Source organism: Buchnera aphidicola (Takecallis taiwana), assembly GCF_039355125.1.
Classification (GTDB): Bacteria; Pseudomonadota; Gammaproteobacteria; order Enterobacterales; family Enterobacteriaceae; genus Buchnera_L; species Buchnera_L aphidicola_AG.
The window spans coordinates 379016-404662 of sequence record NZ_CP134979.1 but is presented as its reverse complement, the minus strand read 5'-3'; the positions used below and the strand labels follow the sequence as shown (position 1 = coordinate 404662).

The following is a 25647-nucleotide window of genomic DNA, read 5'->3' as shown; positions in this document are numbered from 1 at the left end:
ATTATTTGATTTATATGATATTATACTATTATATATAATATATGAAGAATTTTATTAATTATATAAATTTTGTTAATATATATATTAGTAATTAACGTATATGTTATATTGTAATAACAGATATTACTTTATATATTCAAGTATTTATAAGGATTTTTGAATATTATGCGTCATTATGAAATTGTACTTATGATACATCCTGATCAAACATCAGAACAGTTAATTAATATTATTCATGACTATAAAAAATTTATTATGAAAAATAGTGGTTTAATTCATCGTTTTGAGGATTGGGGTAGACGTCAACTTGCGTATTCTATTAATAAAGTAAGAAAAGCATATTATATTTTAATGAATATTGAATTATCACCAAATATTATTAAAAAATTGCAAGAAAAGTGTCGTTTTGATGATTGTGTTATCCGAAATTTAATTTTAAATTTAAAAAGTAAAATTGATGTTATATCACCTATGTTAAAATTAAAAGATGAAAAACCAGCATTAAAATAATTTTTATATCTATTATATTATTGCATGTTTATAATATTTTTAAATAGAAACAAGGAAATTAAGTATGGTACGATATTTTAGAAGAAGAAAGTTTTGTCGTTTTACAGCAGATAATGTTATTCAAATAGATTATAAAGATATTGTTACATTAAAACATTATATTACTGAAAATAGCAAAATTGTTCCAAGTCGTATTACAGGTACTTGCTCAAAATATCAAAAACAATTATCTCGAGCAATTAAATGTGCTAGGTATCTTGCTTTAATTGCTTATACTGATCAACATCGTTAATTTTTTCAATACAAAAGAAACGAATATGAAAATTATTTTATTAAAAGATATTCCAGGTTTAGGGCAATTTGGTAATACTGTTACAGTAAAAGCAGGTTATGCTAGAAATTACCTTGTACCTTATGGTATGGCTGTATTTTGTAATGTTAACAATATAAAAGAATTACAATCTAAAAATCATGAAATTCAATTAAAAGAAAAAATTGATATAAAAAATGCACAATTACGAATTTTACAAATAAAAAAAATTAGTCCAATTACTATATTTACAAAATCGCGAGAAACAGGTAAGTTATTTGGTTCAATTGGATTAAAAGAAATATTACACGAAATTACAGAATTAGGTGTGTCTGTAGAGAAACACGAGTTAATGATTGCAGATAACGTAATTCGTAAAACAGGTAAATATTATATTATTTTTCAACCCTATACACATGTTTCATGTTATATATTAGTACGGATTATTTCTCAATAATTATATTTGTATATTTTATTACATTTAGTACGGTTTTTGATATGATTTTTTAATAAAATTGGTATTTAAACAACAAGATGTATTATTGAATAATACATCTTAAAGATGTATAAATTTTTTAATAAAAATAATTTATTTATAGTGAAATATATTTTATGTGTACAATTGATATAATGATTTTAGATAAAAAATTGGGATGTGATGTTTCATGTCTGAAATATCAAACACCTGGATCTAGTGCTTTAGATTTACAAGCAATGATATGTAGTACAGTAACAGTAAATCCTAATCAAGTTATATTATTACCATCTGGTATCGCAATTTTTATTCGTGATCCTTTAATTACAGCAATAATTTTACCCCGTTCTGGTTTAGGTCATAATCATGGCATTATTTTAGGCAATACAATAGGATTAATTGATTCTGATTATCAAGGTGAATTGATGATTTCGGTATGGAATAGAAGTTTAAAAAAATTCCATATTAAACCAGGTGACAGAATTGCGCAATTACTTTTTGTACCAATTATAAGACCTGTTTTTAATCTTGTGTCTAAGTTTACATCTACTCTTAGAAATAAGAGTGGTTTTGGACATTCTGGTGTATAATAACACCATTATTTATATAATGTTAATATTGGATGATCCATATTTTTGATAATATTCAATCATTTTTTTTAAATGTTGTTGATAAATATTATTTTTTTTTAGATATTTTATTATATTTACAATATTAATAATAGAAAATATAGGGCAGCAATATTTCTGTATTAATTCATCTTTTGCGGTATTTGTATGTGATACAGAACATTCTTGGCGATCAAATAGTACAAATATACCTACAATATTATTATTATTGTTTTTAAAATTGATCACTGTATTAGATTGTTGAATTGTTATACCTGATGTTATGACATCATCAATGATGATAATATTTTTGTTAGTATATGTTTTTCCGATAATATTACCTGAGTCACTATATGTTTTTTTTTCTTTTCGATTAAAGAAATAAGGTATGTTAAAATTATATTTTTTCTTTAGTACTATTGCTATTGCTGTTGTTATTGGAATACCTTTATATGCTAAGCCAAATATAACGTCAAAATTTATTTTAGTATTTTTTATAGCATCACTATACATTTCTCCAAGTGCTAAGATATCCGATCCGTTATAAAAACGGTTTGAATTAAAAAAATAAGGACTATAACGTCCAGATTTTAATTTAAAATTTCCAAATTGTAACGCTTTTCGTTTTAAAGCAAATTGAATAATTTTTTCTTGATACATATGATGTTTATCTCTTATTTTAAAATATTGTATTATTAGTAACTATAAATTATACATATTGATTTGTTAATTTTATATTGGCCCTTGCTGGATTTGAACCAGCGACCAAGCGATTATGAGTCGCGTGCTCTACCGCTGAGCTAAAGGGCCGGCAATATGATATTTTATGATTTAATACTATATTCATTATAGTATAATTAAAAGTTTTTGACAAAATTTTTTTTACATGGTAATATATATATTACATAATCCTCTGTAGTTCAGTTGGTAGAACGGCGGACTGTTAATCCGTATGTCACTGGTTCGAGCCCAGTCGGAGGAGATAAATATATTTTTTAAAAATATTTACATAGTGTAATTTTTTGTGAAAAATTTAATAGATAGTAAACTTAATTTTTTATTTTATGATTATGAAACATTTGGTTTACATCCTGCTTTAGACAAGCCAGCACAATTTGCATCTATCAGAACTGATTTTAATTTAAATATTATTGAGCCAAAACAGCATTTTTATTGTTATCCCCCTAATGATTACTTACCTGATCCTGAATCTGTATTATTAACTGGGATTACACCACAATATACTAAAGAAAATGGATTAAATGAGTTTTTTTTTTCTAAAAAGATATTTGGTATCTTAAATGTTAGTAATACTTGTATTATAGGTTATAATAATATTCAATTTGATGATGAAATTACAAGAAATATTTTTTATCGTAATTTTTTAGATCCTTATTCTTGGAGTTGGAAAAATAATAATTCTAGATGGGATGTAATGTGCCTTGTAAGGGCATGTTATATTTTAACACCAAATAATATTATTTGGCCGAAAAATAAATTAGGTTTTGTAAGTTTTAAATTAGAAGATTTAACAAAAGTAAATAATATTTATCATGATCCACATGATGCTTTATCTGACGTATATGCTACAATTGACATAATGCGTTTTATAAAAGATAAAAAACCCGAATTATTTAATTTTTTTTTTAAATATAGATTAAAAAATAATATTAAAAAATTGATTAATATTCAAGATCATACCCCTTTAATTTATATTTCTCATTCGTTTGGTTCCGTAAGAAAAAATATAACTTGTATTGCTCCAATATATTGGGGACAGTGTCATACTTTAATATTTTTTGATTTATATATGGATATTGACATTTTAATACATTATTTAAATGTCACACATATTAATAAAATTAGTATGAAAAAATTATATAGTTTGGGGATCAGTTTTTTAAATATTAATAAATGTCCAATACTAATTCCATTGGATATTTTTACTAAAACTAGATTATTAACTTTATCAATTAATTTTTCTGTGTATTTAAAAAAAATACATATTTTACATAAAAAATATCAGTCATTCCAAAAACTCGAAATTTTTTTGAAAAATTATACTTATCAGCATATGACTGATAATGTAGATTTAACATTATATGATGCATTTTTTTCTCAAAAAGAAAAAAATACTATGTATAAAATACATAGTATTAAAATAAATTATTGGAATAAAATACAATTGGATTTCAGCCATAAATTACAAACAATGTTTTTTCGATTACGAGCACGAAATTTTCCAAATCTCTTAAATGTAGTAGAAATGAAAAAATGGAAAATACATTGTTTAAAGATATTTTCCAAAAATTTTTTAAATAATTATTTTTTAAAATTAAAATATATATTCAATCAATATGCTAAAAATCACAGAGCATATAAACTGTTACTTGAATTAGAACGATATACTTGTATATTACTGAAAAAATTTTATTTTTGATTTTTTAAAAATAAGAAATGCATCATATATTTTTCAACTTTCTTGTTATGTGATGGGTGTAACATATTTAAATTATTTTCATTAATAAATTTTGTTTGTTCTTTCATCCATAGATTCCAAGCTTTTTTAGAAATATTTTGAAAGATTTTTTGACCGATTAATCCCGGATAAAATTGATTTTCAAAACCTTCTAGTACTTTTTGAAAATATTGGCAAAATATTAATTTCATATTATTTTTTTCGGTGTTATATGAGTGATTTTTTATTTGACATAAAATATTGTATATTGGTTTCGGTATACCAATATATTGTGTATTGTTTTGGTTATACCATATATTAGATTGATTGTTTTTAAATATTTTATTTTTTAGGAATATATGTATAAATATCATTTTCAGTGTAAAATGACTAAATTGATGTTTTTTATAATAATATTTTTTACTATATACAGCGTGAATATTGTGATGTGATATCCAATGTTGCATATCTGGTATGTTATAAAATTCAGGAAAACAGAATAATTTTTTCCATATTGTGCTATTTTTTCTATATTTTAGATAAATATATTGTTTATATTGTAGTATGAGATAAAAAGAACATTTCTTTGGTTTTTTTTTTCTTTTTTTAGCTATTATTACATGATGTAAGATATTTTCAGTATATTGGCAAGACATCTTGATTGGACAAATAGTACATTTCGGATTTTTATAAGAACATATTAGTGAACCTAAATCCATCATACCTTGGTTAAACTTTTTAGCATGATGTATAGGGGTAATTAGTTGTATTTTTCTCCATAATATACGAATGTATTGTATATTACTAATATTATTTTTGTTTAAATTATAAAAACGAGTTAATATGCGTTTTATGTTACCATCTAAAATTGGTAGAGAAAAATTATAAGATAGTGATAGAATAGCATTTGCTGTGCTTAATCCAATTCCTGGTAATGTGATTAAATTAGTTGAATTTGTTGGAAAATGTCCATAATATTTATTAACTATAATTTTTGCGGTTTTATATATATTATAAGCACGGTTGTAATATCCGAGTCCGCTCCATAAGTATAATATTTGATTTAAATTAGCTGCGGATAAATCATGAATATTTTTAAAAATATTAATAAAATTATTAAAATATGGTATCACAGTTTTTACTTGGGTTTGTTGTAACATAATTTCTGATATCCATATTTGATATGGATCGTTATTTTTTTGCCAAGGTAAAGTATTTCGACCATATTGGTGTTGCCAATTTACTATAATTTGTGCAAATTTCCAATTTTCCATACTATCGGTTTTAACATTCTGATATTTTGTATATTTTTAACGTACAATATAAATATATATATAATTAATTACCTAATTTTATCAAAATTATGAAAAATATTATAACAAATAATTTTATTACACCATCCTATAATAAAAAAGGTATTTTTTTGCGTACAGTACATAGTTTTAAATTACGTATGCGTCCTTTGAATGAAAAAATTATTTACATTTTAAAAAGATATTGGATTGAATTTGGAATAAATTTTCAACATAAATTTATTGATTTGAATGATATTTTTATACATAAAAGACGTCCAATAATATTGGAAATTGGTTTTGGTGATGGTAAGCATTTATTTTATACTGCTGTACGACATCAATCATATAATTATTTAGGTGTTGAAGTGTATCTTCCTGGTATTGCTAATATTATGAAACAAATACATGATTCAGAAAGTACAATATATAACTTAAAAATTATTGCGCATGATGTTGTAGAAGTTTTAAAATATATGATAAAAGATCATACACTTAATGTAGTTCAAATATTTTTTCCTGACCCTTGGCCAAAAACCTGCCATCATAAGAGAAGAATTTTAAATAAATCATTTATAATATTACTTGCAAAAAAAATTATTTATAACGGTATATTACATATTATAACTGATTGTATATTATATGCACAATACATAATAAATATGCTGAATAATATGAAAAATTTTGTTAATATATCGAATTTTTTTCATGCGGATATGTTAGAATATTTTATCAAATGGACAAAATTTGGGTGTAAAGCAGCAGTAAGTAAAAAAAAAATTTTTAATTTGATTTTTCAATATAAAAACTAGTGTTATATGGTTATTAAATTAGTATATTTTATTTATATGAATAACATAATTAAATCATTTAAAAAATCTCTTCCTTTTTGTGTAATATACCAATATTTATCTTTTTCTAAAATATATTTTTTGAACACTGCATGTTGTATATTGTTTTGTATATTGTGTAATTTTAAACGAGTATATAACTTAAAATCTGTTTTTTTAATTGGTTGAAGTAATCGACATACATTCATAAAATATTCTACTGGTTTTTCTTGATCTGGAATTTTAATGATTTCTGCAGTATATTTTTGAGATTTATGACAATATTCATATAATCTTTTTTTTTTTGTAATACGTATGATATCTCCATTTTGTTTTGTTATTTTACTATGTGCGCCACATCCAATACCAAGATAATCGCCAAATTTCCAATAATTCATATTATGCAAACATATATTATGATTTCTAGAATAGGAAGATATTTCATATCTTTGATACTTTGATTGTATTAATAATGAATTACCCTGTTTATACATGGCCCAAATTTTAGATTCTGTAGGTAACATGGGCTGTTGATAATAAAAAATAGTATTTTTTTCTATACTTAATTGATACCAAGAAATATGTTGTGGATTAATTAGTATAGCTGTTTCAAGATCAGATAGACAGTTGTGTAATGTTTGTTGTGGTATACCATACATTAAATCGATATTAAAATTTATTGTATTATATTTTTGTATTTCATATAGTAAACATATTGTTTTTTCAGGAGAATGCGTTCTTCCTAATAATTTTAATAATGTTGGATTAAATGTTTGTACCCCGAATGAGAATCTATTAATACCACATTTTATATAATCTAATATTTTCTCTATTGTAACAGTTTCCGGATTAACCTCTATCGTAATTTCTATAGTACGATTATAGGATATATTTTCCTTAATTGTGTTTAATAAATATTTTAACATATTTGAATTAAGTAGGCTGGGTGTCCCGCCACCTATAAAAATAGTTTTTATATTTCGTTGTTTAGTGATATTGCTATGTGTTTTTAGATCCTGTATTAGATGTTTAATATAGCGGATTTTTGAGTCATATTTTTTTAATTTGTATGTGTTAAAATCACAATAAGGGCATATTTTTAAGCACCATGGTATATGAATATATAAACTTAAATCAGTCATAAATATCACGGTATTTTCCTATTTATAGTCATAATTTGAATTTTTTATTTTTTTGTAACCAACTTTCTAATATTAATGCAGCTGATAAAGCGTTTATATTATTTTTTTTTAATTTTTTATATCCGCCTTGCATGTATAAAATTGATTTTGATTCTATAGTTGTTAATCTTTCGTCATGTAATTTAACATCAATAAGAAACCGTTGTTTTAATAATTTAGCAAAAGTAATAGTTTTTTTAGTAAATTTTTGTTGAGATCCGTTCATATTTAACGGATATCCTACAATAATTAATTCTGGCATCCAGTATGTAATGAGATGATGAATTTTATTCCAATCAGGAATACCGTTTTTTACTTTAATACAGTTTAGTGCATGTGCTGTACATGTAATATTTTGACCAATGGCTACACCGATATTTTTTGTACCGAAATCAAATGATAATATAAGCATAATTTATGCATGACCAAAATGAATGGATAATTTATATATGTCAATTCCTATATTTTGCGTTGCTGAAATCCATCTTTTATTGATTGGTGTTTGGAATAATATTTTTTGATTTACAGTAGAAGTTAACCAAAAATTATTTAATAATTCGTGTTCTAATTGGTTTTTATCCCATGTACAATATCCTAATGCAACTAATATATTTGTTGGTTCTTCAAGGATCGCAATAGATTCTAGAATATCTCTTGAGGTGGTAATAACAGTTTCTTCAGAAATTTGAATACTAGAATAAAATCTTTTTTTTGAAGAATGTAATATAAATCCTCGTTCTTGTGCTTGAGGTCCGCCCATAATAATTGTCTCTTTCACTTTAGGTCCAAATAGACATGATGATGGATTAATATTTAATTGTTGTAAAATATTTTTTATTTTTAATGTTTGTAATGGTTTATTTATTATAATACCCATTGCTCCTTCTTGAGTATGTTCACAAATATATATTACTGTTTTTTGAAAAATTGGATTTTTTATTCCTGGCATAGCAACTAATAAGCTATTTTTTAAAGTAGTTTCCACGTGATATGCTCAATCATGATGTGTATTGTATGTATTATTTTATATAAATTTAATATTTAATTAAATGAAAATTTATTTTTCTATATTACATACAATAAATATATAATATATAAATATTTGTATCATTTTATCATGTATATCATGTTTTTTATATGAGTATGTTAAATTTTTTAATATGTATATATTATTGATAATAATTGTCAAATCGACATAAATTTCCGTTGAATATTAATTTTATTGTTCCATTAGGACCGTTTCTTTGTTTTCCAATAATAATTTCTGCAATGCCTTTTAATTCACTTTTTTCGTTATATAGTTCATCTCGATAAATAAATATTATTAAATCTGCATCTTGCTCTAATGATCCAGATTCTCTTAAATCAGAATTAATAGGTTTTCTATCTGCTCGTTGTTCTAAGGACCGATTTAATTGTGAAACGGCAATAATAGGTATTTTTAGTTCTTTCGCTAATGATTTTAATGATCTGGAAATTTCAGCAATTTCTAATGTACGTTGTGTAGATAAATGTGGAACATGTATTAATTGCAAATAATCAATCATAATTAGACTTAATCCTCTAGATCTATATAATTTTCTAGCTTTTGAACGTATTTCATTAGGTGTTAATTGGGCTGAATCGTCTATATATATATTATTTTTCTTTAATAAAATATTAATTGTACTTGATAGTCGAGACCAATCTTCATCAGTAAGTATACCAGTTCGAATGTGGTGTTGATATACTCGGGATAATGATGATAACATTCGAATCATGATTTGCTCTCCTGGCATTTCTAAACTAAAAATTAATATTGGTTGATTATATTTCATAGCAATATTTTCACAAATATTCATTGACAGTGTTGTTTTTCCCATAGACGGACGTGCTGCTATAATAATTAAATCAGATGGCTGTAAACCTAATGTCATTTTATTTAAATCTGCATATCCTGTATCTAATCCCGTAATGTTGTTATCAGGCGAACTAATTAATTTTTCTATTACATTTATTGTTTTATCTAGCATTGATCGTATATTCTTAGGATGTTTATCTTGATTTAATCTTTTTTGAGTAATGTTTAAAACATTAGATTCTGCGTAATCTAAAATTTCTGCACTAGTTTTACCGTTGGTATTATATCCTAAATGAGTGATTTTATTACCTATAGCAATAATTTCACGTAATATTGCATATTCTTTAATTATATTAATATATGCAACAATATTTTCAGTACTAGGAGTATTTTTAATCATTTCAGATAAATAAGAGAATTTTCCTATTTGATCTAATATATTTTTTTTTTCAAGTGATTCAGATAACGTAATTAAGTCTATTGGAGAATTTAGGTCGGTTAATTTTTGCATTTCTTGAAAAATAATTTGATGTGTAGTATTAAAAAAATCATTTGCAATAATATTATTTGATACAATATCCCATTTTTCATTATCTAACATTAGTCCACCTAGTACAGACTGTTCTGCCTCTAATGAATAAGGTAGATGATTATTAACTTTATTTTTTTTAAAAAAATTATATTTTTTCATTTATTTTATATATATAACATGTTTTTTAATGTTAATCGTGGGTTTTTATTAAAGTATAATTTTTTTTCAAATTATATTATATTTATACAGAATATATAAATAAATTACTGTAATTAGAATATATTATTTTTTATTATTTAATATTTTTATAGTGTATGTATTATATAGGGATAAAAATATGGCTAGAGGTATTAATAAAGTAATTTTAATTGGTAATTTAGGAAAAAATCCTGAAATACGTTATATGTCTAATGGAAGTGCGGTAACAAATATCACTTTAGCAACTTCAGAAAGTTGGAAAGATAAAAATACAAACTCAATAAAAGAAAAAACTGAATGGCATAAAATTGTTTTATTTGGCAAATTAGCAGAAATTGCAAATAAATACTTATATAAAGGTTCGCAGGTATATATAGAGGGTTCTTTACAAACACGTAAATGGATTGATAAAACTGGAGTAGATCGTTATACAACAGAAATCATAGTTAATATGAATGGTAAAATGCAAATGTTAGGTAATCGTAAATTGAATTCTATAAACGGTAATGATAAAAATAATCATAGTATTGTACAGGATTTATCTGCAAATAATAATAAAGCGGATATTGATTTAAAAAATAAGTTGTTAGAAGATGATATGACGGGAGTAGAATTTGATGAAGAATTACCATTCTAACTATATGCATAAAATTTATTATAATCTTCCTTTAATATTCCATATATTGTATATTTTCTAAAATTTGTCTGCAATATTTATATAGATGTACTATATATTATTTTTAATATTGTTATATTATACGTTAGGATATAAAGAAAATTTTTTAATCATATATTTATGATAATATATAAAAATCATTTGTTATATTATTAATATTATAAGAATTTTATGATACATATTACTGAACGAGCACAAAAATATTTAAAATCTTTGTTGTGTAAACAAGATAAAAAAAATAACTTAAGAATTTCTATCCAATATCCCGGTACAGAAGATGCTGAATGTAAAATGTCTTATGATACATATCAAACAGTATTAAATCAAGATATTGAATTACAATATGACGGTTTTAATATTTATATTCAGAAAAGTTTTGCTCCATATCTTCGTGATTCAAAAATTGATTTAATTGGTAATCAAATGAACCAAAAATTAATGTTATTAGCCCCGAATGTAATAAATAAAGCTGTGATTCATAATAACTCTGTACAAACTAGCGTTGAAAAAACTCCTATTTTTATTGAAGTACAATATTTTATTGATTGTCATATTAATCCTATGTTAAGTATGCATGGTGGTAAAATTATTTTAGTCGATATTTCCGAAGAAAAATATGTTATGATACGTTTTGTCGGTGGTTGTAATGGTTGTACAATGTCAAATATTACCTTAAAAAATAGTATTGAAAAAAAAATTTTAAGTCATTTTCCGGATTTAAGTGGCGTACAAGATATTACTAAACATAATCGCGGTGCCCATTCATTTTTATAAATTTGTATTATTGTATATATTGTAAATAGTTGTTAATTTTTATAGACATTTTTATTAAAAGATTATTAGGTTATGTTATATGAAACGAGTGTTTATTTTAGTTTTAGATTCATTTGGAGTAGGCTATAGTTGTGATGCTAAGAAATTTAATGATATTGGCGCAAATACATTTGGACATATATCTGAATATTGTTATTTTGGAAAAGCTAATGATAATCGATTTGGTACGTTAAATATTCCTAATTTAATGTCTTTAGGTTTAGGTAAAATTTATTATCAGATTACAGGAAATTTACCTCTTGGTATTTTGCAACCTGTGAATGTTATTAGTAATTATGGTTTTGCTAGTGAAATTTCTACAGCAAAAGATACGTCTTCAGGACATTGGGAAATAGCAGGTGTTCCAGTATTATTTCATTGGGATTATTTTGTTAATAAAAATAATAGTTTTCCTGAATATATATTAAATCAAATAATTTTAGAATTTAATTTACCTGGTATATTAGGTAATTGTCAGGCTTCAGGAGTAGATATATTAAAAGATTTTGGTGAACTACATATTCATACCAAGAAACCAATTTTTTATACATCATCTGATTCTGTTTTTCAAGTTGCTTGTCATGAAAAATATTTTGGTTTAAATAATTTATATGATTTATGTATTGGCATTAGAGCAATTCTTAATAAATATAATTTAAATATTACCAGAGTTATTGCCCGGCCTTTTGTTGGAGAAAATGCGTGTGATTTTGTTCGTACAGGTAATAGGAAAGATTTTTCAAAACCCCCGCATCAGAAAACTATTTTACAAAAGCTAATAGAAGAAAAAAACGGTCATGTAATTGCATTAGGTAAAATTGCAGATATTTTTGACAATCTTGGTATTACTAAATCTATTCATGCAGTCGGATTAACTGAACTGATTAATAATACTATACAACAAATAAAAAGTGCTGTACATAATACTATTGTTTTTGTTAATTTTGTTGATTTTGATTCTATATGGGGACATCGAAGAGATGTGTCTGGTTATGCATCTGGTTTAGAATTTTTTGATCAACAATTACCAAAAATATTACATGCATTGTATGATGAAGATTTATTAATTATTACCGCAGATCATGGTTGTGATCCAACTTGGCCGGGTACGGATCATACTAGAGAATTTATTCCAATAATATTATATAATAAATTTATGAAAAATAATTATTTTGGTCACCGTAAAACTTTTTCTGACATTGCACAAACAATAGCAAAATATTTTTTATTATCTTCAATGCAATACGGTGTAAGTATACTATAATATTTTAGTAATGATATCAGTATTTTACAATATATCGTATAAAATTTTCATGTATTATTAAGGCAATAAATATTATGATTACACCTCACATTAATGCTAAAAAAAATGATTTTTCTCATCGTATGATTATGTCTGGTGATCCTCGTCGTGTAAGGTATATTGCAGAAAATTTTTTGGAACGTGCATTACAGGTAACAAATGTTCGTAATATGTTAGGTTATACAGGATATTATAAAAATACTTTAGTGTCTATTATGAGTCATGGCATGGGGATACCATCTGCAAGTATTTATGTTGAAGAATTAATTAAATTTTATAATGTAACAAAAATCATTCGCGTTGGTACATGTGGTACTATGCAACAAAAAATACCATTAAAGGCTATTATTATCGCAATGGGTGCGTGCACTGATTCAAGCTTTAATCGAATGAAATTTGAAAATTATGATTTTTCAGCAATTGCAGATTTTCAGTTATTATCGAATGTTAAAAATTGCGCTGATGATATGAATATGCAAGTTAATATTGGAAATTTTTTTACTACAGATGTGTTTTATACGCGTAATAAAGTACTTTATAATTTACTCAATAGATATAATATATTAGGCGTAGATATGGAAACAGCTGGTATTTATAGTATTGCCGCTGAATATAATATACAAGCATTATCATTATGTTTTGTATCAGATCATATTACTTTGAAGCAAAATTTAACTTCACAAGAACGAGAATCAACTTTTCATAATATGATTCAACTGGCTTTAAATACATTAATATTATAATTAGCATATTCTTAAATTTATATGAAATATTAATTTTTTATGGTGAGAAAGGGATTCGAACCCTTGATACATTTTAAACGTATACACGCTTTCCAGGCGTGCTCCTTCATCCTCTCGGACACCTCACCATATATTTATTATCATATATGATATAAATATAATCAAGTGATTTTCTTTATATATATGTATATTTTTTGTGGAAGGCAGCATTTCTATATACATAGAAATTCATTGTATTATTTTAAAGATTTATAGTATTATGATTATATTTGATTATCGAAACATTTTTATTCCTTCTAATAGAGTTTAATACCTACTAGATCTTATAAAATAACACAATTAATATTAAAGATATGATTGAAAAAAGAAATATTTTTTTGATAGGGCCGATGGGTGCTGGAAAAAGCACTATTGGTTTTCAATTGTCAAAACACCTGGGTATGTCATTTTATGATTCAGATCATGAAATTGAAAAGCGAACTGGGGTAGACATTAGTTGGGTGTTTGATATAGAAGGTGAATCTGGATTTAGAGTACGTGAAGAAAAGGTTATTAGTGAATTAACTCAAATGAATAAAATTGTACTAGCGACAGGAGGCGGTTCGATTCTTTCTAAAAAAATTAGAAATATTTTATCTGCACGTGGTGTAATAATTTATTTAAAAGTAGCAATTGAAAAACAATTATTACGTACTAACCGATCTAAACATAGGCCGTTATTAAATACCACTGAATCATCGGAAATGGTTTTAAGAAGGTTAGCAAATGTTCGAAATCCTTTATATGAAGAAATATCTGATATTACTATTAATACTAATAATCAACATACAAAATCAATTGTAAATTATATAGTACATACCTTAAAAACAATATAAATCATATGTTATTTGAACTTGAGCATATTATGACAATAAAAAAAATATTTCTTCAAACTGCTAGTCATACTTATCCAGTAAATATTGGATGTAATATATTTAATGCACAAAATGTTTTTCATCCTTTTCAAGTAGGTGATAGGTGTGTTTTAGTCACTAATCATACTATTTCAATATTATGGAAACAAAAAATAGTAAAGTATTTTTTAAAAAAAAAAATTTCTGTAGATGAATTTATTCTATCTGATGGTGAAAACTATAAAACATTAAATTCTGTTCATTTATTACTAACATTTTTATTAAAAAAGTTACATGATCGTAATTCAATGTTAGTGGCTTTAGGTGGTGGAGTGATAGGTGATATTACAGGGTTTGCTGCATCTATTTATCAAAGGGGTATACGATTTGTGCAGATTCCTACAACATTATTATCACAAGTTGATGCTGCAATTGGTGGTAAAACAGGTGTCAATCATGAACTTGGAAAAAATATGATTGGTACGTTTTGGCAACCTGAATCTGTAATTACTGATATTAATTTTTTATCCACACTTCCATATAAACAATTAATATCTGGTATTTCAGAAGTAATTAAATATGCTATTTCTTTTGATGATGCGTTTTTTCAATGGTTAGAAAAAAATATAAAAAAAATATTATCGTTAGAACTAGATAGTGTATTATATTGTATTCAGAAATGTTGTGAATTAAAAATTAATATTGTAAGTACAGATGAGCGTGAAAAAAGTAGTCGTCTTTTATTGAATTTAGGTCATACATTCGGTCATGCAATTGAAGCATATTTTGAATATTCAAGTTGGTTGCATGGTGAAGCAGTTGCTGTAGGTATGGTTATGGCAATTCAAGTATCAAAAACATTAGGTATGATAAATACTAATAATGCTAAACGTATGATTAATTTAATTAAAAATGCTGATTTACCGATATATGCTCCACAGGATATGTGTCCTGAATCTTATTTGAAATATATGGTGCGTGATAAAAAAAGTTATTCCGGAAATATACAATTAATTATACCAATTGCAATTGGCCAATTAACAATTTTGAAAAATGTTAAGAAAAATATTATTATTTCTGCGGTAAAAGCATGTTTTAAATAATAACTTTTTATATTTGTAAATATATGAGATTAAAATGAAAAAAATTTTTATTGCTCCTTCAATTTTATCAGCAGACTTTGCAAAATTAGGTAAAGACGTAAAAGATGTACTATTTTCGGGTGGTGATATTATTCATTTTGATGTCATGGATAATCATTATGTTCCTAATTTAACTTTCGGGCCTATGGTTTTAAAATCTTTAAGACAATATGGCATTCAAGCGCCTATTGATGTGCATTTAATGGTTCAACCTGTAGATAATTTAATTCCGTTATTTGCTAAAGCAGGGGCTGATATTATTACTTTTCATCCAGAAGCAAGTCAAAATGTTATAGGTACGTTATCTTTAATAAAAAACTTCGGTTGTAGAGCTGGTTTAGCAATTAACCCGGATACATCTTTGAATATTTTATCTGATTTTATGGACCAAATAGATGTCATTTTATTAATGAGTGTTATGCCTGGATTTGCTGGTCAAAAATTTATTTTACCTGTTTTAAAAAAAATTTATCAAGCACGAAAAAAGATTAATCAATGTAATGCGCGTATATTATTAGAAGTTGATGGTGGTATTAATTTAAATAATGTACAAGATATTGCTGATGCAGGTGCTGATATTTTTGTTATCGGATCTTGTATTTTTCGATCTAAAAATTATAAATATACTATTGATATGATAAAAAATAAATTACATAACTTACATAAAAAATAATTTTTTAATGTTTTTTTTAAAATACAGGATATAAAATGGGGTTATCAAAATCAATTATGTTTAGCGCGATACAACCGTCTGGTAAACTTACTTTAGGTAATTATATTGGTACAATATCGCACTGGATGCACATACAGGACATGTATAATTGTATTTATAGTATCGCAGATTTACATGCAATAACTGTTAATCAGGATAAAAAATTGTTTCAACAAAATATTTTGGATACATTGGCTCTTTATTTAGCATCAGGCGTCAACCCTAAAAAAAGTATAATATTTGTACAATCAGAAGTACAAGAACATTGTCAATTAAATTGGATATTAAATTGTCATACATATTTTGGTGAATTGATTCGTATGACACAATTTAAGCAAAAATCAAAAATTAATCCTAATAATATTAATATTGGATTATTTAATTATCCGATATTAATGGCTGCAGACATTTTACTGTATCAAAGTGACACAGTTTTAGTTGGCCATGATCAAATACAGCATGTAGAATTAGCACGAAAGATTGCAAAGCGATTAAATTTTTTATATGGGCAAGTTGTTACTGTGCCAAAAATTTATATACCTAATAAGAACGGATCTAAAATTATGGCTTTATTAAATCCTATAAAAAAAATGTCTAAATCAGATTCTAATCTTAATAACATAATATTTTTATTAGATGATCATAAATGTGTTGTAAAAAAAATTGCTCGTTCGATCACTGATTCGGATAATAAGATATTTTATGATACTGTAAATAAACCAGGTATTTCAAACCTGTTAAATATTTATTCTAGTTTAACAGGCACGAGTATTTCGGTATTAGAAAATATGTTTGTTAATACAACATATAAAAATTTTAAATTATTAGTTACTCAATCTATATTAGATATATTGTTAAAATTACAAGAAAAATTTTTTTATTTTAAAAATAAAAAAGATTATTTACGTGATATTCTAGATATCGGTGCGTCTCTTGCAAAAAAAGAAGCACAAAAAACTATACAAAAACTGTATAATGTTCTTGGTTTATAAATTATCTATATTTTTAAAAGTGTATTTTGTGTTTACTGGTTACCCCTAAGCACGCGGATAATATAAATACTATACTATATAGTATATTAGCAATAATTAACGCGCCGCGTATTCCAATTTTATATACAATCGGACCAGTAATAATAAATGTTAATAATGTACCTATAGTACCGCAAATTAATATTAAGTTAATCAATTTTTGTGATGGTTTTTTGGTTTGGAGAGATGTTAAAGTAATAATAATTGTATATATTGCGCTGGAAAAAAACCCTAATGTAATGATGATAATATTAAATAAAGCTAAATTATGATTATGAATAAAATAATACATCAATAGTGTAGATATTCCGCTTAATATAGTTAGTGCAAGTTGTAAATCAATAAATTTTAAAATGTAACTAAAACACCACATGCCTATCATATAGGATAACCAAAAATTACTAACTAGATGACTAGCTGATTGCATGTTTATTCCAATATTTTGTATTGCATATTCTGGAATCCAAGAAATAAAATCTAGTTGTCCTAAGATGTAACATAATGCTGTACAACATAATATTAATATACTAGTGTGATAGTTTGTTTTTGATTCTGAATTAGATTCGGAAGATTCTACGTGATATATAGGAAATGTGACATTTAAAGTAATTATAAATATAATAAAATATATTATTCCAATAATAAAATAAATCCAATACCATTGGATATGATTTCTTAATAAGAATGCTGAAATAATTGGAAAAATAATACCTGACATACTAAAAAATGAGTCTGTAATTAATAATTTGGATGTTCTTTCTTTTCCAAAGTAAATATTTGTAATTAAAAATGTTCCTATTGACATGGTGATACCTCCAACCATTCCTAGGATAAACATATTGATGCAAAAAATTAGTATATTATGTATTTTAATAAATCCTGTAATAGCTATTATAATCAATAAAAATCCCAGAATAATTTGCTTCTTTAATGAAACTAGCTTGGTTAGCCAGGAATTTAAAATAATAGATACTAATATACCAGCATTTAAAAAAGTGAAAGTGTTACTCATATCTGCAATAGATAATTTAAAATATACTGAAATACTTCTTATAACAACTCCTGTTACAACAATCATTGCTCCTGTTAAATAATATGCTAAAAAACTAATAATGGTTAATCCTATTTTATCTTTATTGTTCATATTTTGTATTTTATATTAATATTTTTCATATTATACGTTATGTATATATATGATATTTTGAAATGATGAATATAAATAGTATAATGACAGCAATTTATTGTAATTATTTATAAATATTTTTACTTTTGTTCTATTATATGTTAATATACATGTAATAAATTTTAAAATTTGACTTTTTATTATTTGCATATCATGTTAGTATATACTATACTTGTTACACATTCATTATTTGATTCACAAAATTCAAAAAGTGCATTTTTATTTTCTAAAAATATTATGCAAACAACTAACAACTCTATTCATAGTATTTTTTTTTATAGTGATGGTGTTTTTAATGGAATCAATAGGATGAATGAATCAGTAAATGGAATTAATTTAGTTGATTGTTGGTGTAAGTTTAGTAAAAAATTTTCAATTAATTTGTATCTTTGTTCTACTGCAGCTAGGAATCGGGGTATGGTATTTAAATCTGATGCCAAAAATATTAGTGTTGTACATGATAATCATCATGCTGGATTTCAGTTGGTAGGATTAGGAAAATTGGCATATTCAATATTACACTCAGATCGTTTATTACAATTTTAATTTCATATGAAAAAAATAGCGATTATATTTTCACACGCACCATATGGTAAAACGTTAGGACAAGAAGGTTTAAATTTAGCTTTATCAATGTCATGCTATACAGAAAATATAGGCATTTTTTTTATTGGAGATGGAGTATTTCAAATACTAAAATATCAACAACCAAATTTTATATTATCAAAATCTTATTTTATTTCTTTTAAGATATTTATTGCTAATAACATTAATAATTTTTATTTATGTTATGATTCTTTATTACAGCGTGGTCTTTATAAGAACGTTGATTATGTATTGAAGTTAAATATTTGTAGTTTTATAAAAATTAGAAAAAAAATAAAAAAATTTGATTTTATTTTAAACTTTTAAACAATATAAAAAAAATTATGTTACATATATTATCAAACTCACCTTTTAAAATAGATATTTATTCCATGTTAAATATGTTATCTGCTCAGGACAGTCTTATTACATTACAAGATGGTGTATTAATTTCTTTAAGTAAAAATTTTTTATTAGATAAATTGTTACAACATTCAAAAAATTTGTTTGTATTACAGGAGGATGTATTGGCTCGAGGTGTTTTACATTATGTTTCCAATCATTTTAAAGTAATAAATTATTCTGAATTTGTGATTTTAACAGAAAAACATACACAATGTATGAATTGGTAAAAAGTAAATATTTTATAGTTGTATGTTATTGATATAGATATTATATCTTTAAATATATAATAATGATTCACAAATATTGTTAATAAGGATGATATGACTACTATAAATCAGTTGGTACGGATGCCGCGTGTTAGAAGATTATCTAAAAACAATGTTCCTGCATTGGAAGGTTGTCCTCAAAAGCGTGGTGTGTGTACACGTGTTTATACGACTACACCTAAAAAACCTAATTCAGCTCTTAGAAAAGTATGTCGAGTTAAATTAACAAATGGATTTGAGGTAACTGCATATATTGGAGGTGAAGGACATAATTTACAAGAACATTCAGTGATTTTAATTCGTGGTGGTCGTGTAAAAGATTTACCTGGTGTGAGATATCATGTAGTTCGAGGTGCATTAGATTGTGCAGGAGTAAAAAATCGTAAAAAAAGTCGATCTAAGTATGGTGTAAAACGAATAAAAAAATAATTTTGTAAGATTTTATAATATATATTACAAACAAATAGGAGAATTATTATGTCGAGACGTCGTACGATTGATCAAAGAAAAATTTTGCCTGACCCAAAGTTTGCATCAGAGATTTTAGCAAAATTTATTAATATATTAATGATGAATGGTAAAAAATCTATTGCAGAATTTATTGTATATTCTGCATTAGAAAAAATATCTTGTACAGTGAATAAAGGTGTACTAGATGTATTTGAATTAATTTTAAACAATGTCCGTCCAACAGTTGAAGTGAAATCACGACGTGTAGGTGGTTCAACATACCAAGTACCGGTAGAAGTTCGTTCAGTACGCAGAAATACATTAGCTATGAAATGGATCGTGAATGCAGCTCGTCGTCGAAAAGATCATTCTATGTTTATGAGATTATTTCAAGAATTTGTAGATATTTTAGATAAAAAAGGTGCAGCTATAAAAAAACGAGATGAAGTGCATCGTATAGCTGAGGCAAATAAAGCATTTGCACATTATAGGTGGTAGTTGTTTATTAATTTGTATAATAAAATTTTTAAAAAAATAATAATTCAAATATAATTATAAAATTATTCTATAATACACATTAATCAATTATATTTATTTTTTGTGGAGGAGGCGCATGATTCGTAAAACCCCTATTATATATTATCGCAATATTGGTATTAGTGCACACATTGATGCTGGTAAAACAACTACAACAGAGCGTATCTTATTTTATACGGGTATTAATCATAAAATTGGAGAAGTGCATGATGGTACAGCAACCATGGATTGGATGGAACAAGAACAAGAACGTGGTATTACAATTACTTCTGCTGCAACTACAACTTTTTGGTCTGGTATGAACAATCAATTTGAATCTCATAGAATTAATATTATTGATACACCAGGTCATGTTGATTTTACTATTGAAGTAGAGCGTTCTATGCGTATTTTAGATGGAGCTGTTATGGTATATTGTGCTGTAGGTGGTGTTCAACCCCAATCAGAAACTGTTTGGAGACAAGCAGATAAGTATCATGTGCCTCGTATTGCATTTATTAATAAAATGGATCGTATTGGAGCAAATTTTTTTCAAGTACTACGACAAATGAAACAACGTTTGAAAATTACTCCGATTCCTTTACAATTACCAATTGGAACAGAAGAAAATTTTGTTGGGGTAATTGATATTTTAAAAATGCAAGCAATTTATTGGAATGAAGAAGATCAGGGTATTACATTTTCTTATACAAGCATTCCAGATAATATGATTTCAGAAGCAAAAAAATGGAATCAAATTTTAATTGAAGCTGCAGTGGAATCTAATGAACATATTATGGAAAAGTACTTAAATAATAATGTTATATTAGAAAATGAAATAAAATCTGAATTACGTAATCGAGTTTTAAAAAATGAAATTGTACTAGTAACATGTGGTTCTGCTTTTAAAAATAAAGGAATACAATCTCTTTTAGATGCTATTATTGAATATTTACCTTCCCCGCTTGATATTGATTCAGTAAAAGGTATCGTAGATGTTAAAACATCAAAAATATCACAACGTATGACTGATGATAAAGAATTTTTTTCTGCCTTAGCATTTAAAATTGCTAATGATCCATTTGTTGGTAATTTGACATTTTTTAGAGTATATTCAGGTGTTGTATCATCCGGTGATACAATATTAAATTCAGGAAAAATGCAAAAAGAACGATTTGGAAGAATTGTTCAAATGCATGCTAATAAAAGAGAAGAAATCAAAGAAGTTTATGCTGGCGATATTGCTGCAGCTATTGGGCTAAAAAATGTTACAACTGGAGATACACTATGTGATTTAAATCAGCCGATTATTTTAGAAAAAATGGAATTTCCTGAACCGGTGATTTCTATTGCAATAGAGCCGAAAACAAAAACAGATCAAGAACGTATGGGTTTAGCTTTAAATCGTCTAGCAAAAGAAGATCCGTCATTTCGAGTACATACAGATTATGAATCAAATCAAACAATTATTTCTGGTATGGGTGAATTACATTTAGAAATTATCATTGATCGCATGAAACGAGAATTTAACGTTGGTGCTAATATTGGAAAACCTCAAGTAGCTTATCGTGAAACTATTCAAAATATTGTAAAAAATGTTGAAGGTAAGTATATTAAGCAAACGGGTGGTCGTGGTCAATATGGGCATGTTGTAATTGATTTATTTCCATTAAATGCGAATGAAGGGGGTTATCAATTTGTGAATGATATTAAAGGCGGTGTCATTCCGAATGAGTATATTTCATCAATTGATAAAGGTATTCAAGAACAACTAAAATCGGGTCCGCTTGCCGGTTATCCAGTTGTTGATATTGGGGTAAGATTACATTTTGGTTCATATCACGATGTTGATTCATCTGAACTTGCTTTTAAGTTTGCTGCTTCTATGGCATTTAAGGATGCGTTTAATCGAGCAAAACCAATTTTATTAGAACCGATTATGAAAGTTGAAGTTGAAACACCGGAAGATTATATGGGTGATGTTATAGGAGATTTAAATCGTAGACGAGGTATTATTGAAGGATTGACAGATTTATCATTCGGAAAGTTAATTGCAGCAAAAGTACCGTTATCAGAAATGTTTGGATATGCAACAGATTTACGTTCTCAAACTCAAGGAAGAGCTTCTTATTCTATGGAATTTCTCAATTATTTAGAAACACCAAAAAATATTGCATTAAATATTGTGGAAACACGAGCTAAATAATGTGCAATATGTAACGTATTTTAATACTTAACAAAAATTATTAATAAAGGGAAAAATCGTGTCTAAAGAAAAATTTCAAAGATTAAAAACACACGTTAATGTTGGCACAATAGGTCATGTGGATCACGGTAAAACTACATTAACTTCTGCGATTACAACTGTTTTGTCTAAACATTATGGTGGTTCGGCTCGTGCTTTTGATCAAATTGATAATGCGCCGGAAGAAAAAGCAAGAGGCATTACAATTAATACATCGCATGTTGAATATGATACTAAAATTAGACATTATGCACATGTTGATTGCCCGGGACACGCTGATTATATTAAAAATATGATTACTGGAGCTGCACAAATGGATGGCGCTATTTTAGTTGTTGCAGCTACTGACGGTCCCATGCCACAAACTCGAGAACATATTTTATTAGCACGGCAAGTCGGTGTGCCTCATATAGTAGTATTTTTAAATAAATGTGATATGGTTGATGATGAAGAATTATTAGAATTAGTAGAAATGGAAGTACGAGATTTATTAACGCAATATGATTTTCCAGGTGATGAAACCCCGATTATTCGAGGATCTGCTTTAAAAGCATTGGAAGGAGATAGTAACTGGGAATCAAAAATACTGGATCTCTCTAATGCATTAGATACTTATATTCCAAATCCAAAAAGAGATATTGATAAATCCTTTTTATTGCCAATTGAAGATGTATTTTCTATCTCTGGACGGGGCACTGTTGTAACTGGTAGAGTAGAAAAAGGTATTATTAAAGTCGGTGAAGAAATTGAAATTGTTGGTATTAAACCGACTACAAAAACAATTTGTACTGGTGTAGAAATGTTTAGAAAGTTATTAGATGAAGGACGTGCTGGAGAAAATGTTGGTATATTATTACGGGGTACAAAACGCGATGAGATAGAACGTGGGCAAGTTTTAGCTAAACCTGGTAGTATTACTCCACATACAAAATTTGAATCTGAAGTGTATATTTTATCAAAAGAAGAAGGTGGTCGTCATACACCGTTTTTTAAAGGTTACCGGCCTCAATTTTATTTTCGAACGACAGATGTTACCGGTTTTATTGAATTACCAGATGGAGTAGAAATGGTTATGCCAGGCGATAATATTAAAATGATTGTTACATTAATACATCCAATTGCTATGGCTGATGGTTTAAGATTTGCGATTCGTGAAGGCGGAAAAACTGTTGGTGCTGGAGTAGTAATTAAGGTAATGAATTAATTGATATATTAAACGTATGATAATATAGTATAAGTCGTTATTTCAATTATTATCAAGAAAGGGGATTATATATTCTCTTTTCTTGATTTTTAAGAGATAATCATATAAAAATTAGTATAATAGCAATTTATTTTTTTGAATATATTATTAGTATTCTGCAATGAATGTGTATAGGTTATATGCACAATAATTTAATATTATATGATTGTTATATAACATCGTTGTTTATACGATATATTTTTATTTTTATATTACTGGAGTTTGTATTTTATGCAAAATCAAAGAATTCGTATTCGATTAAAAGCGTTTGATCATCGTTTAATTGATCAATCAACTTTTGAAATTGTTGCTACTGCTAAAAGAACAGGCGCAAAAGTACAAGGACCTATTCCTTTACCGACAAAAAAAGAGCGATTTACTGTATTAATATCACCTCATGTTGATAAAGATGCTCGTGATCAATATGAAATTCGTACTCATAAACGATTAATTGATATTGTACAACCAACTGAAAAGACCGTTGATGCATTAATGCGGCTTGATTTAGCTGCTGGAGTTGATGTACAAATTAGTTTAGATTAAATACAAATATAATAATTATTGGTAAAATTTTATGATTGGACTTATTGGTAAAAAAATTGGTATGACTCGCGTTTTTCATAAAGATGGTGCTTCAACCCCCATAACAGTACTGGAAATTAAAAAGCATTATGTTACACAAATTAAAAACACAGTTAATGATTATTATCATGCGATTCAAGTAACAACAGGAATAAAAAAAAAAAAAAAATTAGTCAAATCAGAAATTGGTCATTTTGCTAAATCTGGGGTATTAGTAGGTTGTGGATTATGGGAATTTAGAATTCATGAAAATGAAGTATTTCAGTTAGGTCAAATTATTGATATATCATTTTTTAATACAATTCATCAAGTTGATGTTTCTGGTATAACTAAAGGTAAAGGATTTTCAGGTACAGTCAAACGTTGGAATTTCAGTATGCAAGATGCTACCCATGGTAACTCATTATCACATAGAGCACCGGGTTCTATCGGTCAGAATCAAACGCCAGGCAGAGTTTTTAAAGGTAAGAAAATGTCTGGTCAGTTAGGAAATACACGTGTAACTATTCAAAATTTAAAAGTTATAAAAATTGATTTTCAGAATAATTTAATGTTTGTAAAGGGTTCTGTACCTGGATCGATAGGTGGTAATGTTATTGTTAAGCCGGCAATTAAAGCGTAAGGA

Annotated in this window: 30 protein-coding genes and 3 tRNA genes; 24 read left to right on the top strand and 9 right to left on the bottom strand. The window is 26.1% G+C overall.

The window, feature by feature from the left end:
- The first annotated feature begins 165 nt into the window (after window positions 1–165).
- The 4 genes from rpsF (at window position 166) to dut (ending at window position 1885) form a co-directional block, all read left to right on the top strand.
- On the top strand, window positions 166–510 hold the full coding sequence (rpsF, locus tag RJT54_RS01980) for a 30S ribosomal protein S6 (RefSeq protein WP_343128170.1): 345 nt from the start codon (window positions 166–168) through the stop codon (window positions 508–510).
- 64 nt (window positions 511–574) lie between these two features.
- Window positions 575–802 carry a 30S ribosomal protein S18 gene (gene rpsR / locus RJT54_RS01975; protein ID WP_343128169.1) on the top strand — a complete coding sequence of 76 codons (228 nt, stop codon included), beginning with the start codon at window positions 575–577 and terminating at the stop codon, window positions 800–802.
- Between the two features lie 25 nt (window positions 803–827).
- Window positions 828–1277: a 50S ribosomal protein L9 gene (rplI, locus tag RJT54_RS01970; protein ID WP_343128168.1), complete on the top strand. Its 450-nt coding sequence runs from the start codon at window positions 828–830 to the stop codon at window positions 1275–1277.
- Window positions 1278–1432: 155 nt separating this feature from the next.
- Window positions 1433–1885, top strand: coding sequence for a dUTP diphosphatase (dut, locus tag RJT54_RS01965; protein WP_343128167.1), 453 nt, complete (start codon window positions 1433–1435; stop codon window positions 1883–1885).
- A gap of 12 nt (window positions 1886–1897) precedes the next feature.
- Here the strand turns inward: dut and pyrE are convergent, their stop codons facing one another.
- The gene (pyrE, locus tag RJT54_RS01960; protein ID WP_343128166.1) at window positions 1898–2563 is read right to left on the bottom strand and encodes an orotate phosphoribosyltransferase; all 666 of its coding nucleotides are present in this window, start codon (window positions 2561–2563) and stop codon (window positions 1898–1900) included.
- A gap of 78 nt (window positions 2564–2641) precedes the next feature.
- A tRNA-Ile gene (locus RJT54_RS01955) sits at window positions 2642–2713 on the bottom strand.
- Window positions 2714–2812: 99 nt separating this feature from the next.
- Here RJT54_RS01955 and RJT54_RS01950 point away from each other — a divergent pair.
- Window positions 2813–2885, top strand: a tRNA-Asn gene (locus RJT54_RS01950).
- A 42-nt stretch (window positions 2886–2927) separates the two neighbouring features.
- Window positions 2928–4343 carry an exodeoxyribonuclease I gene (sbcB, locus tag RJT54_RS01945; RefSeq protein WP_343128165.1) on the top strand — a complete coding sequence of 472 codons (1416 nt, stop codon included), beginning with the start codon at window positions 2928–2930 and terminating at the stop codon, window positions 4341–4343.
- Here the strand turns inward: sbcB and mutY are convergent.
- Complete coding sequence (gene mutY, locus RJT54_RS01940) at window positions 4334–5635, bottom strand: A/G-specific adenine glycosylase (protein ID WP_343128164.1); 1302 nt, start codon at window positions 5633–5635, stop codon at window positions 4334–4336. The genes sbcB and mutY overlap by 10 nt on opposite strands.
- 89 nt (window positions 5636–5724) lie before the next feature.
- On the opposite strand from mutY, the gene trmB reads away from it, so the two are divergent.
- Window positions 5725–6465: a tRNA (guanosine(46)-N7)-methyltransferase TrmB gene (gene trmB / locus RJT54_RS01935; protein WP_343128163.1), complete on the top strand. Its 741-nt coding sequence runs from the start codon at window positions 5725–5727 to the stop codon at window positions 6463–6465.
- A 32-nt stretch (window positions 6466–6497) separates the two neighbouring features.
- Here the strand turns inward: trmB and hemW are convergent, their stop codons facing one another.
- The 4 genes from hemW to dnaB all read right to left on the bottom strand — a co-directional run bounded on the left by hemW (window position 6498) and on the right by dnaB (window position 10195).
- Window positions 6498–7625 carry a radical SAM family heme chaperone HemW gene (hemW, locus tag RJT54_RS01930; RefSeq protein WP_343128377.1) on the bottom strand — a complete coding sequence of 376 codons (1128 nt, stop codon included), beginning with the start codon at window positions 7623–7625 and terminating at the stop codon, window positions 6498–6500.
- Between the two features lie 28 nt (window positions 7626–7653).
- Window positions 7654–8076, bottom strand: coding sequence for a Holliday junction resolvase RuvX (gene ruvX, locus RJT54_RS01925; RefSeq protein ID WP_343128162.1), 423 nt, complete (start codon window positions 8074–8076; stop codon window positions 7654–7656).
- Between the two features lie 3 nt (window positions 8077–8079).
- The gene (locus RJT54_RS01920) at window positions 8080–8613 is read right to left on the bottom strand and encodes a YqgE/AlgH family protein (protein ID WP_428994183.1); all 534 of its coding nucleotides are present in this window, start codon (window positions 8611–8613) and stop codon (window positions 8080–8082) included.
- 220 nt (window positions 8614–8833) lie between these two features.
- Complete coding sequence (gene dnaB / locus RJT54_RS01915) at window positions 8834–10195, bottom strand: replicative DNA helicase (RefSeq protein ID WP_343128160.1); 1362 nt, start codon at window positions 10193–10195, stop codon at window positions 8834–8836.
- Between the two features lie 178 nt (window positions 10196–10373).
- Between dnaB and ssb the strand changes: the two genes are divergently transcribed.
- The 4 genes from ssb (at window position 10374) to deoD (ending at window position 13769) form a co-directional block, all read left to right on the top strand.
- Window positions 10374–10871 carry a single-stranded DNA-binding protein gene (gene ssb / locus RJT54_RS01910; protein ID WP_343128159.1) on the top strand — a complete coding sequence of 166 codons (498 nt, stop codon included), beginning with the start codon at window positions 10374–10376 and terminating at the stop codon, window positions 10869–10871.
- 210 nt (window positions 10872–11081) lie between these two features.
- Window positions 11082–11684, top strand: coding sequence for a NifU family protein (locus RJT54_RS01905; protein WP_343128158.1), 603 nt, complete (start codon window positions 11082–11084; stop codon window positions 11682–11684).
- A 79-nt stretch (window positions 11685–11763) separates the two neighbouring features.
- Window positions 11764–12987: a phosphopentomutase gene (locus tag RJT54_RS01900; RefSeq protein ID WP_343128157.1), complete on the top strand. Its 1224-nt coding sequence runs from the start codon at window positions 11764–11766 to the stop codon at window positions 12985–12987.
- A 74-nt stretch (window positions 12988–13061) separates the two neighbouring features.
- Complete coding sequence (gene deoD / locus RJT54_RS01895) at window positions 13062–13769, top strand: purine-nucleoside phosphorylase (RefSeq protein ID WP_343128156.1); 708 nt, start codon at window positions 13062–13064, stop codon at window positions 13767–13769.
- A gap of 40 nt (window positions 13770–13809) precedes the next feature.
- Here the strand turns inward: deoD and RJT54_RS01890 are convergent.
- Window positions 13810–13897 (bottom strand) — tRNA-Ser (locus RJT54_RS01890).
- Window positions 13898–14122: 225 nt separating this feature from the next.
- Here RJT54_RS01890 and aroK point away from each other — a divergent pair.
- From aroK to trpS, 4 genes are read left to right on the top strand one after another with little or no spacing between them, the layout of a single operon-like run.
- Window positions 14123–14644, top strand: a complete 522-nt coding sequence (gene aroK / locus RJT54_RS01885) for a shikimate kinase AroK (RefSeq protein WP_343128155.1) — start codon at window positions 14123–14125, stop codon at window positions 14642–14644.
- Window positions 14645–14679: 35 nt separating this feature from the next.
- Entirely contained in the window at window positions 14680–15765 is a 1086-nt protein-coding gene (gene aroB / locus RJT54_RS01880) for a 3-dehydroquinate synthase (RefSeq protein WP_428994182.1), read from the top strand.
- A 34-nt stretch (window positions 15766–15799) separates the two neighbouring features.
- Complete coding sequence (gene rpe / locus RJT54_RS01875; RefSeq protein ID WP_343128153.1) at window positions 15800–16477, top strand: ribulose-phosphate 3-epimerase; 678 nt, start codon at window positions 15800–15802, stop codon at window positions 16475–16477.
- Window positions 16478–16512: 35 nt separating this feature from the next.
- A complete protein-coding gene (gene trpS / locus RJT54_RS01870) occupies window positions 16513–17508 on the top strand; it encodes a tryptophan--tRNA ligase (RefSeq protein ID WP_343128152.1) in 996 nt (331 codons plus the stop codon).
- A gap of 13 nt (window positions 17509–17521) precedes the next feature.
- Here the strand turns inward: trpS and tsgA are convergent, their stop codons facing one another.
- Window positions 17522–18691, bottom strand: a complete 1170-nt coding sequence (gene tsgA, locus RJT54_RS01865) for an MFS transporter TsgA (RefSeq protein WP_343128151.1) — start codon at window positions 18689–18691, stop codon at window positions 17522–17524.
- 192 nt (window positions 18692–18883) lie between these two features.
- On the opposite strand from tsgA, the gene tusD reads away from it, so the two are divergent.
- From tusD to rplC, 9 genes are all read left to right on the top strand, one after another.
- The gene (gene tusD / locus RJT54_RS01860) at window positions 18884–19276 is read left to right on the top strand and encodes a sulfurtransferase complex subunit TusD (RefSeq protein ID WP_343128150.1); all 393 of its coding nucleotides are present in this window, start codon (window positions 18884–18886) and stop codon (window positions 19274–19276) included.
- 6 nt (window positions 19277–19282) lie between these two features.
- Window positions 19283–19642: a sulfurtransferase complex subunit TusC gene (tusC, locus tag RJT54_RS01855; protein WP_343128149.1), complete on the top strand. Its 360-nt coding sequence runs from the start codon at window positions 19283–19285 to the stop codon at window positions 19640–19642.
- Between the two features lie 65 nt (window positions 19643–19707).
- The gene (gene tusB, locus RJT54_RS01850; RefSeq protein WP_428994168.1) at window positions 19708–19947 is read left to right on the top strand and encodes a sulfurtransferase complex subunit TusB; all 240 of its coding nucleotides are present in this window, start codon (window positions 19708–19710) and stop codon (window positions 19945–19947) included.
- A gap of 93 nt (window positions 19948–20040) precedes the next feature.
- A complete protein-coding gene (gene rpsL / locus RJT54_RS01845; RefSeq protein WP_343128147.1) occupies window positions 20041–20415 on the top strand; it encodes a 30S ribosomal protein S12 in 375 nt (124 codons plus the stop codon).
- Between the two features lie 48 nt (window positions 20416–20463).
- Window positions 20464–20934, top strand: a complete 471-nt coding sequence (gene rpsG, locus RJT54_RS01840; protein WP_343128146.1) for a 30S ribosomal protein S7 — start codon at window positions 20464–20466, stop codon at window positions 20932–20934.
- Window positions 20935–21049: 115 nt separating this feature from the next.
- Window positions 21050–23158 (top strand): elongation factor G, encoded by a 2109-nt coding sequence (fusA, locus tag RJT54_RS01835; RefSeq protein WP_343128145.1) that lies wholly within the window; start codon window positions 21050–21052, stop codon window positions 23156–23158.
- Between the two features lie 58 nt (window positions 23159–23216).
- Complete coding sequence (tuf, locus tag RJT54_RS01830) at window positions 23217–24401, top strand: elongation factor Tu (protein ID WP_343128144.1); 1185 nt, start codon at window positions 23217–23219, stop codon at window positions 24399–24401.
- A gap of 270 nt (window positions 24402–24671) precedes the next feature.
- Window positions 24672–24983: a 30S ribosomal protein S10 gene (rpsJ, locus tag RJT54_RS01825; protein WP_343128143.1), complete on the top strand. Its 312-nt coding sequence runs from the start codon at window positions 24672–24674 to the stop codon at window positions 24981–24983.
- Window positions 24984–25014: 31 nt separating this feature from the next.
- The gene (gene rplC / locus RJT54_RS01820; protein ID WP_343128142.1) at window positions 25015–25644 is read left to right on the top strand and encodes a 50S ribosomal protein L3; all 630 of its coding nucleotides are present in this window, start codon (window positions 25015–25017) and stop codon (window positions 25642–25644) included.
- Window positions 25645–25647: the final 3 nt, after the last annotated feature.

Bases quoted from the DNA above. Each gene is read 5' to 3' on its own strand.
- trpS (WP_343128152.1), top strand. From the start codon at position 16,513: ATGGGGTTATCAAAATCAATTATGTTTAGCGCGATACAACCGTCTGGT.
- tusC (WP_343128149.1), top strand. From the start codon at position 19,283: ATGAAAAAAATAGCGATTATATTTTCACACGCACCATATGGTAAAACG.
- deoD (WP_343128156.1), top strand. From the start codon at position 13,062: ATGATTACACCTCACATTAATGCTAAAAAAAATGATTTTTCTCATCGT.
- rpe (WP_343128153.1), top strand. From the start codon at position 15,800: ATGAAAAAAATTTTTATTGCTCCTTCAATTTTATCAGCAGACTTTGCA.
- rpsF (WP_343128170.1), top strand. From the start codon at position 166: ATGCGTCATTATGAAATTGTACTTATGATACATCCTGATCAAACATCA.
- ruvX (WP_343128162.1), bottom strand. From the start codon at position 8,076: ATGCTTATATTATCATTTGATTTCGGTACAAAAAATATCGGTGTAGCC.
- RJT54_RS01905 (WP_343128158.1), top strand. From the start codon at position 11,082: ATGATACATATTACTGAACGAGCACAAAAATATTTAAAATCTTTGTTG.
- RJT54_RS01900 (WP_343128157.1), top strand. From the start codon at position 11,764: ATGAAACGAGTGTTTATTTTAGTTTTAGATTCATTTGGAGTAGGCTAT.
- rplI (WP_343128168.1), top strand. From the start codon at position 828: ATGAAAATTATTTTATTAAAAGATATTCCAGGTTTAGGGCAATTTGGT.
- pyrE (WP_343128166.1), bottom strand. From the start codon at position 2,563: ATGTATCAAGAAAAAATTATTCAATTTGCTTTAAAACGAAAAGCGTTA.
- dut (WP_343128167.1), top strand. From the start codon at position 1,433: ATGTGTACAATTGATATAATGATTTTAGATAAAAAATTGGGATGTGAT.
- rpsL (WP_343128147.1), top strand. From the start codon at position 20,041: ATGACTACTATAAATCAGTTGGTACGGATGCCGCGTGTTAGAAGATTA.
- RJT54_RS01920 (WP_428994183.1), bottom strand. From the start codon at position 8,613: ATGCCAGGAATAAAAAATCCAATTTTTCAAAAAACAGTAATATATATT.
- fusA (WP_343128145.1), top strand. From the start codon at position 21,050: ATGATTCGTAAAACCCCTATTATATATTATCGCAATATTGGTATTAGT.
- hemW (WP_343128377.1), bottom strand. From the start codon at position 7,625: ATGACTGATTTAAGTTTATATATTCATATACCATGGTGCTTAAAAATA.
- rpsJ (WP_343128143.1), top strand. From the start codon at position 24,672: ATGCAAAATCAAAGAATTCGTATTCGATTAAAAGCGTTTGATCATCGT.
- mutY (WP_343128164.1), bottom strand. From the start codon at position 5,635: ATGGAAAATTGGAAATTTGCACAAATTATAGTAAATTGGCAACACCAA.
- trmB (WP_343128163.1), top strand. From the start codon at position 5,725: ATGAAAAATATTATAACAAATAATTTTATTACACCATCCTATAATAAA.
- dnaB (WP_343128160.1), bottom strand. From the start codon at position 10,195: ATGAAAAAATATAATTTTTTTAAAAAAAATAAAGTTAATAATCATCTA.
- tusD (WP_343128150.1), top strand. From the start codon at position 18,884: ATGTTAGTATATACTATACTTGTTACACATTCATTATTTGATTCACAA.
- tsgA (WP_343128151.1), bottom strand. From the start codon at position 18,691: ATGAACAATAAAGATAAAATAGGATTAACCATTATTAGTTTTTTAGCA.
- rpsR (WP_343128169.1), top strand. From the start codon at position 575: ATGGTACGATATTTTAGAAGAAGAAAGTTTTGTCGTTTTACAGCAGAT.
- tusB (WP_428994168.1), top strand. From the start codon at position 19,708: ATGTTAAATATGTTATCTGCTCAGGACAGTCTTATTACATTACAAGAT.
- aroK (WP_343128155.1), top strand. From the start codon at position 14,123: ATGATTGAAAAAAGAAATATTTTTTTGATAGGGCCGATGGGTGCTGGA.
- rplC (WP_343128142.1), top strand. From the start codon at position 25,015: ATGATTGGACTTATTGGTAAAAAAATTGGTATGACTCGCGTTTTTCAT.
- rpsG (WP_343128146.1), top strand. From the start codon at position 20,464: ATGTCGAGACGTCGTACGATTGATCAAAGAAAAATTTTGCCTGACCCA.
- ssb (WP_343128159.1), top strand. From the start codon at position 10,374: ATGGCTAGAGGTATTAATAAAGTAATTTTAATTGGTAATTTAGGAAAA.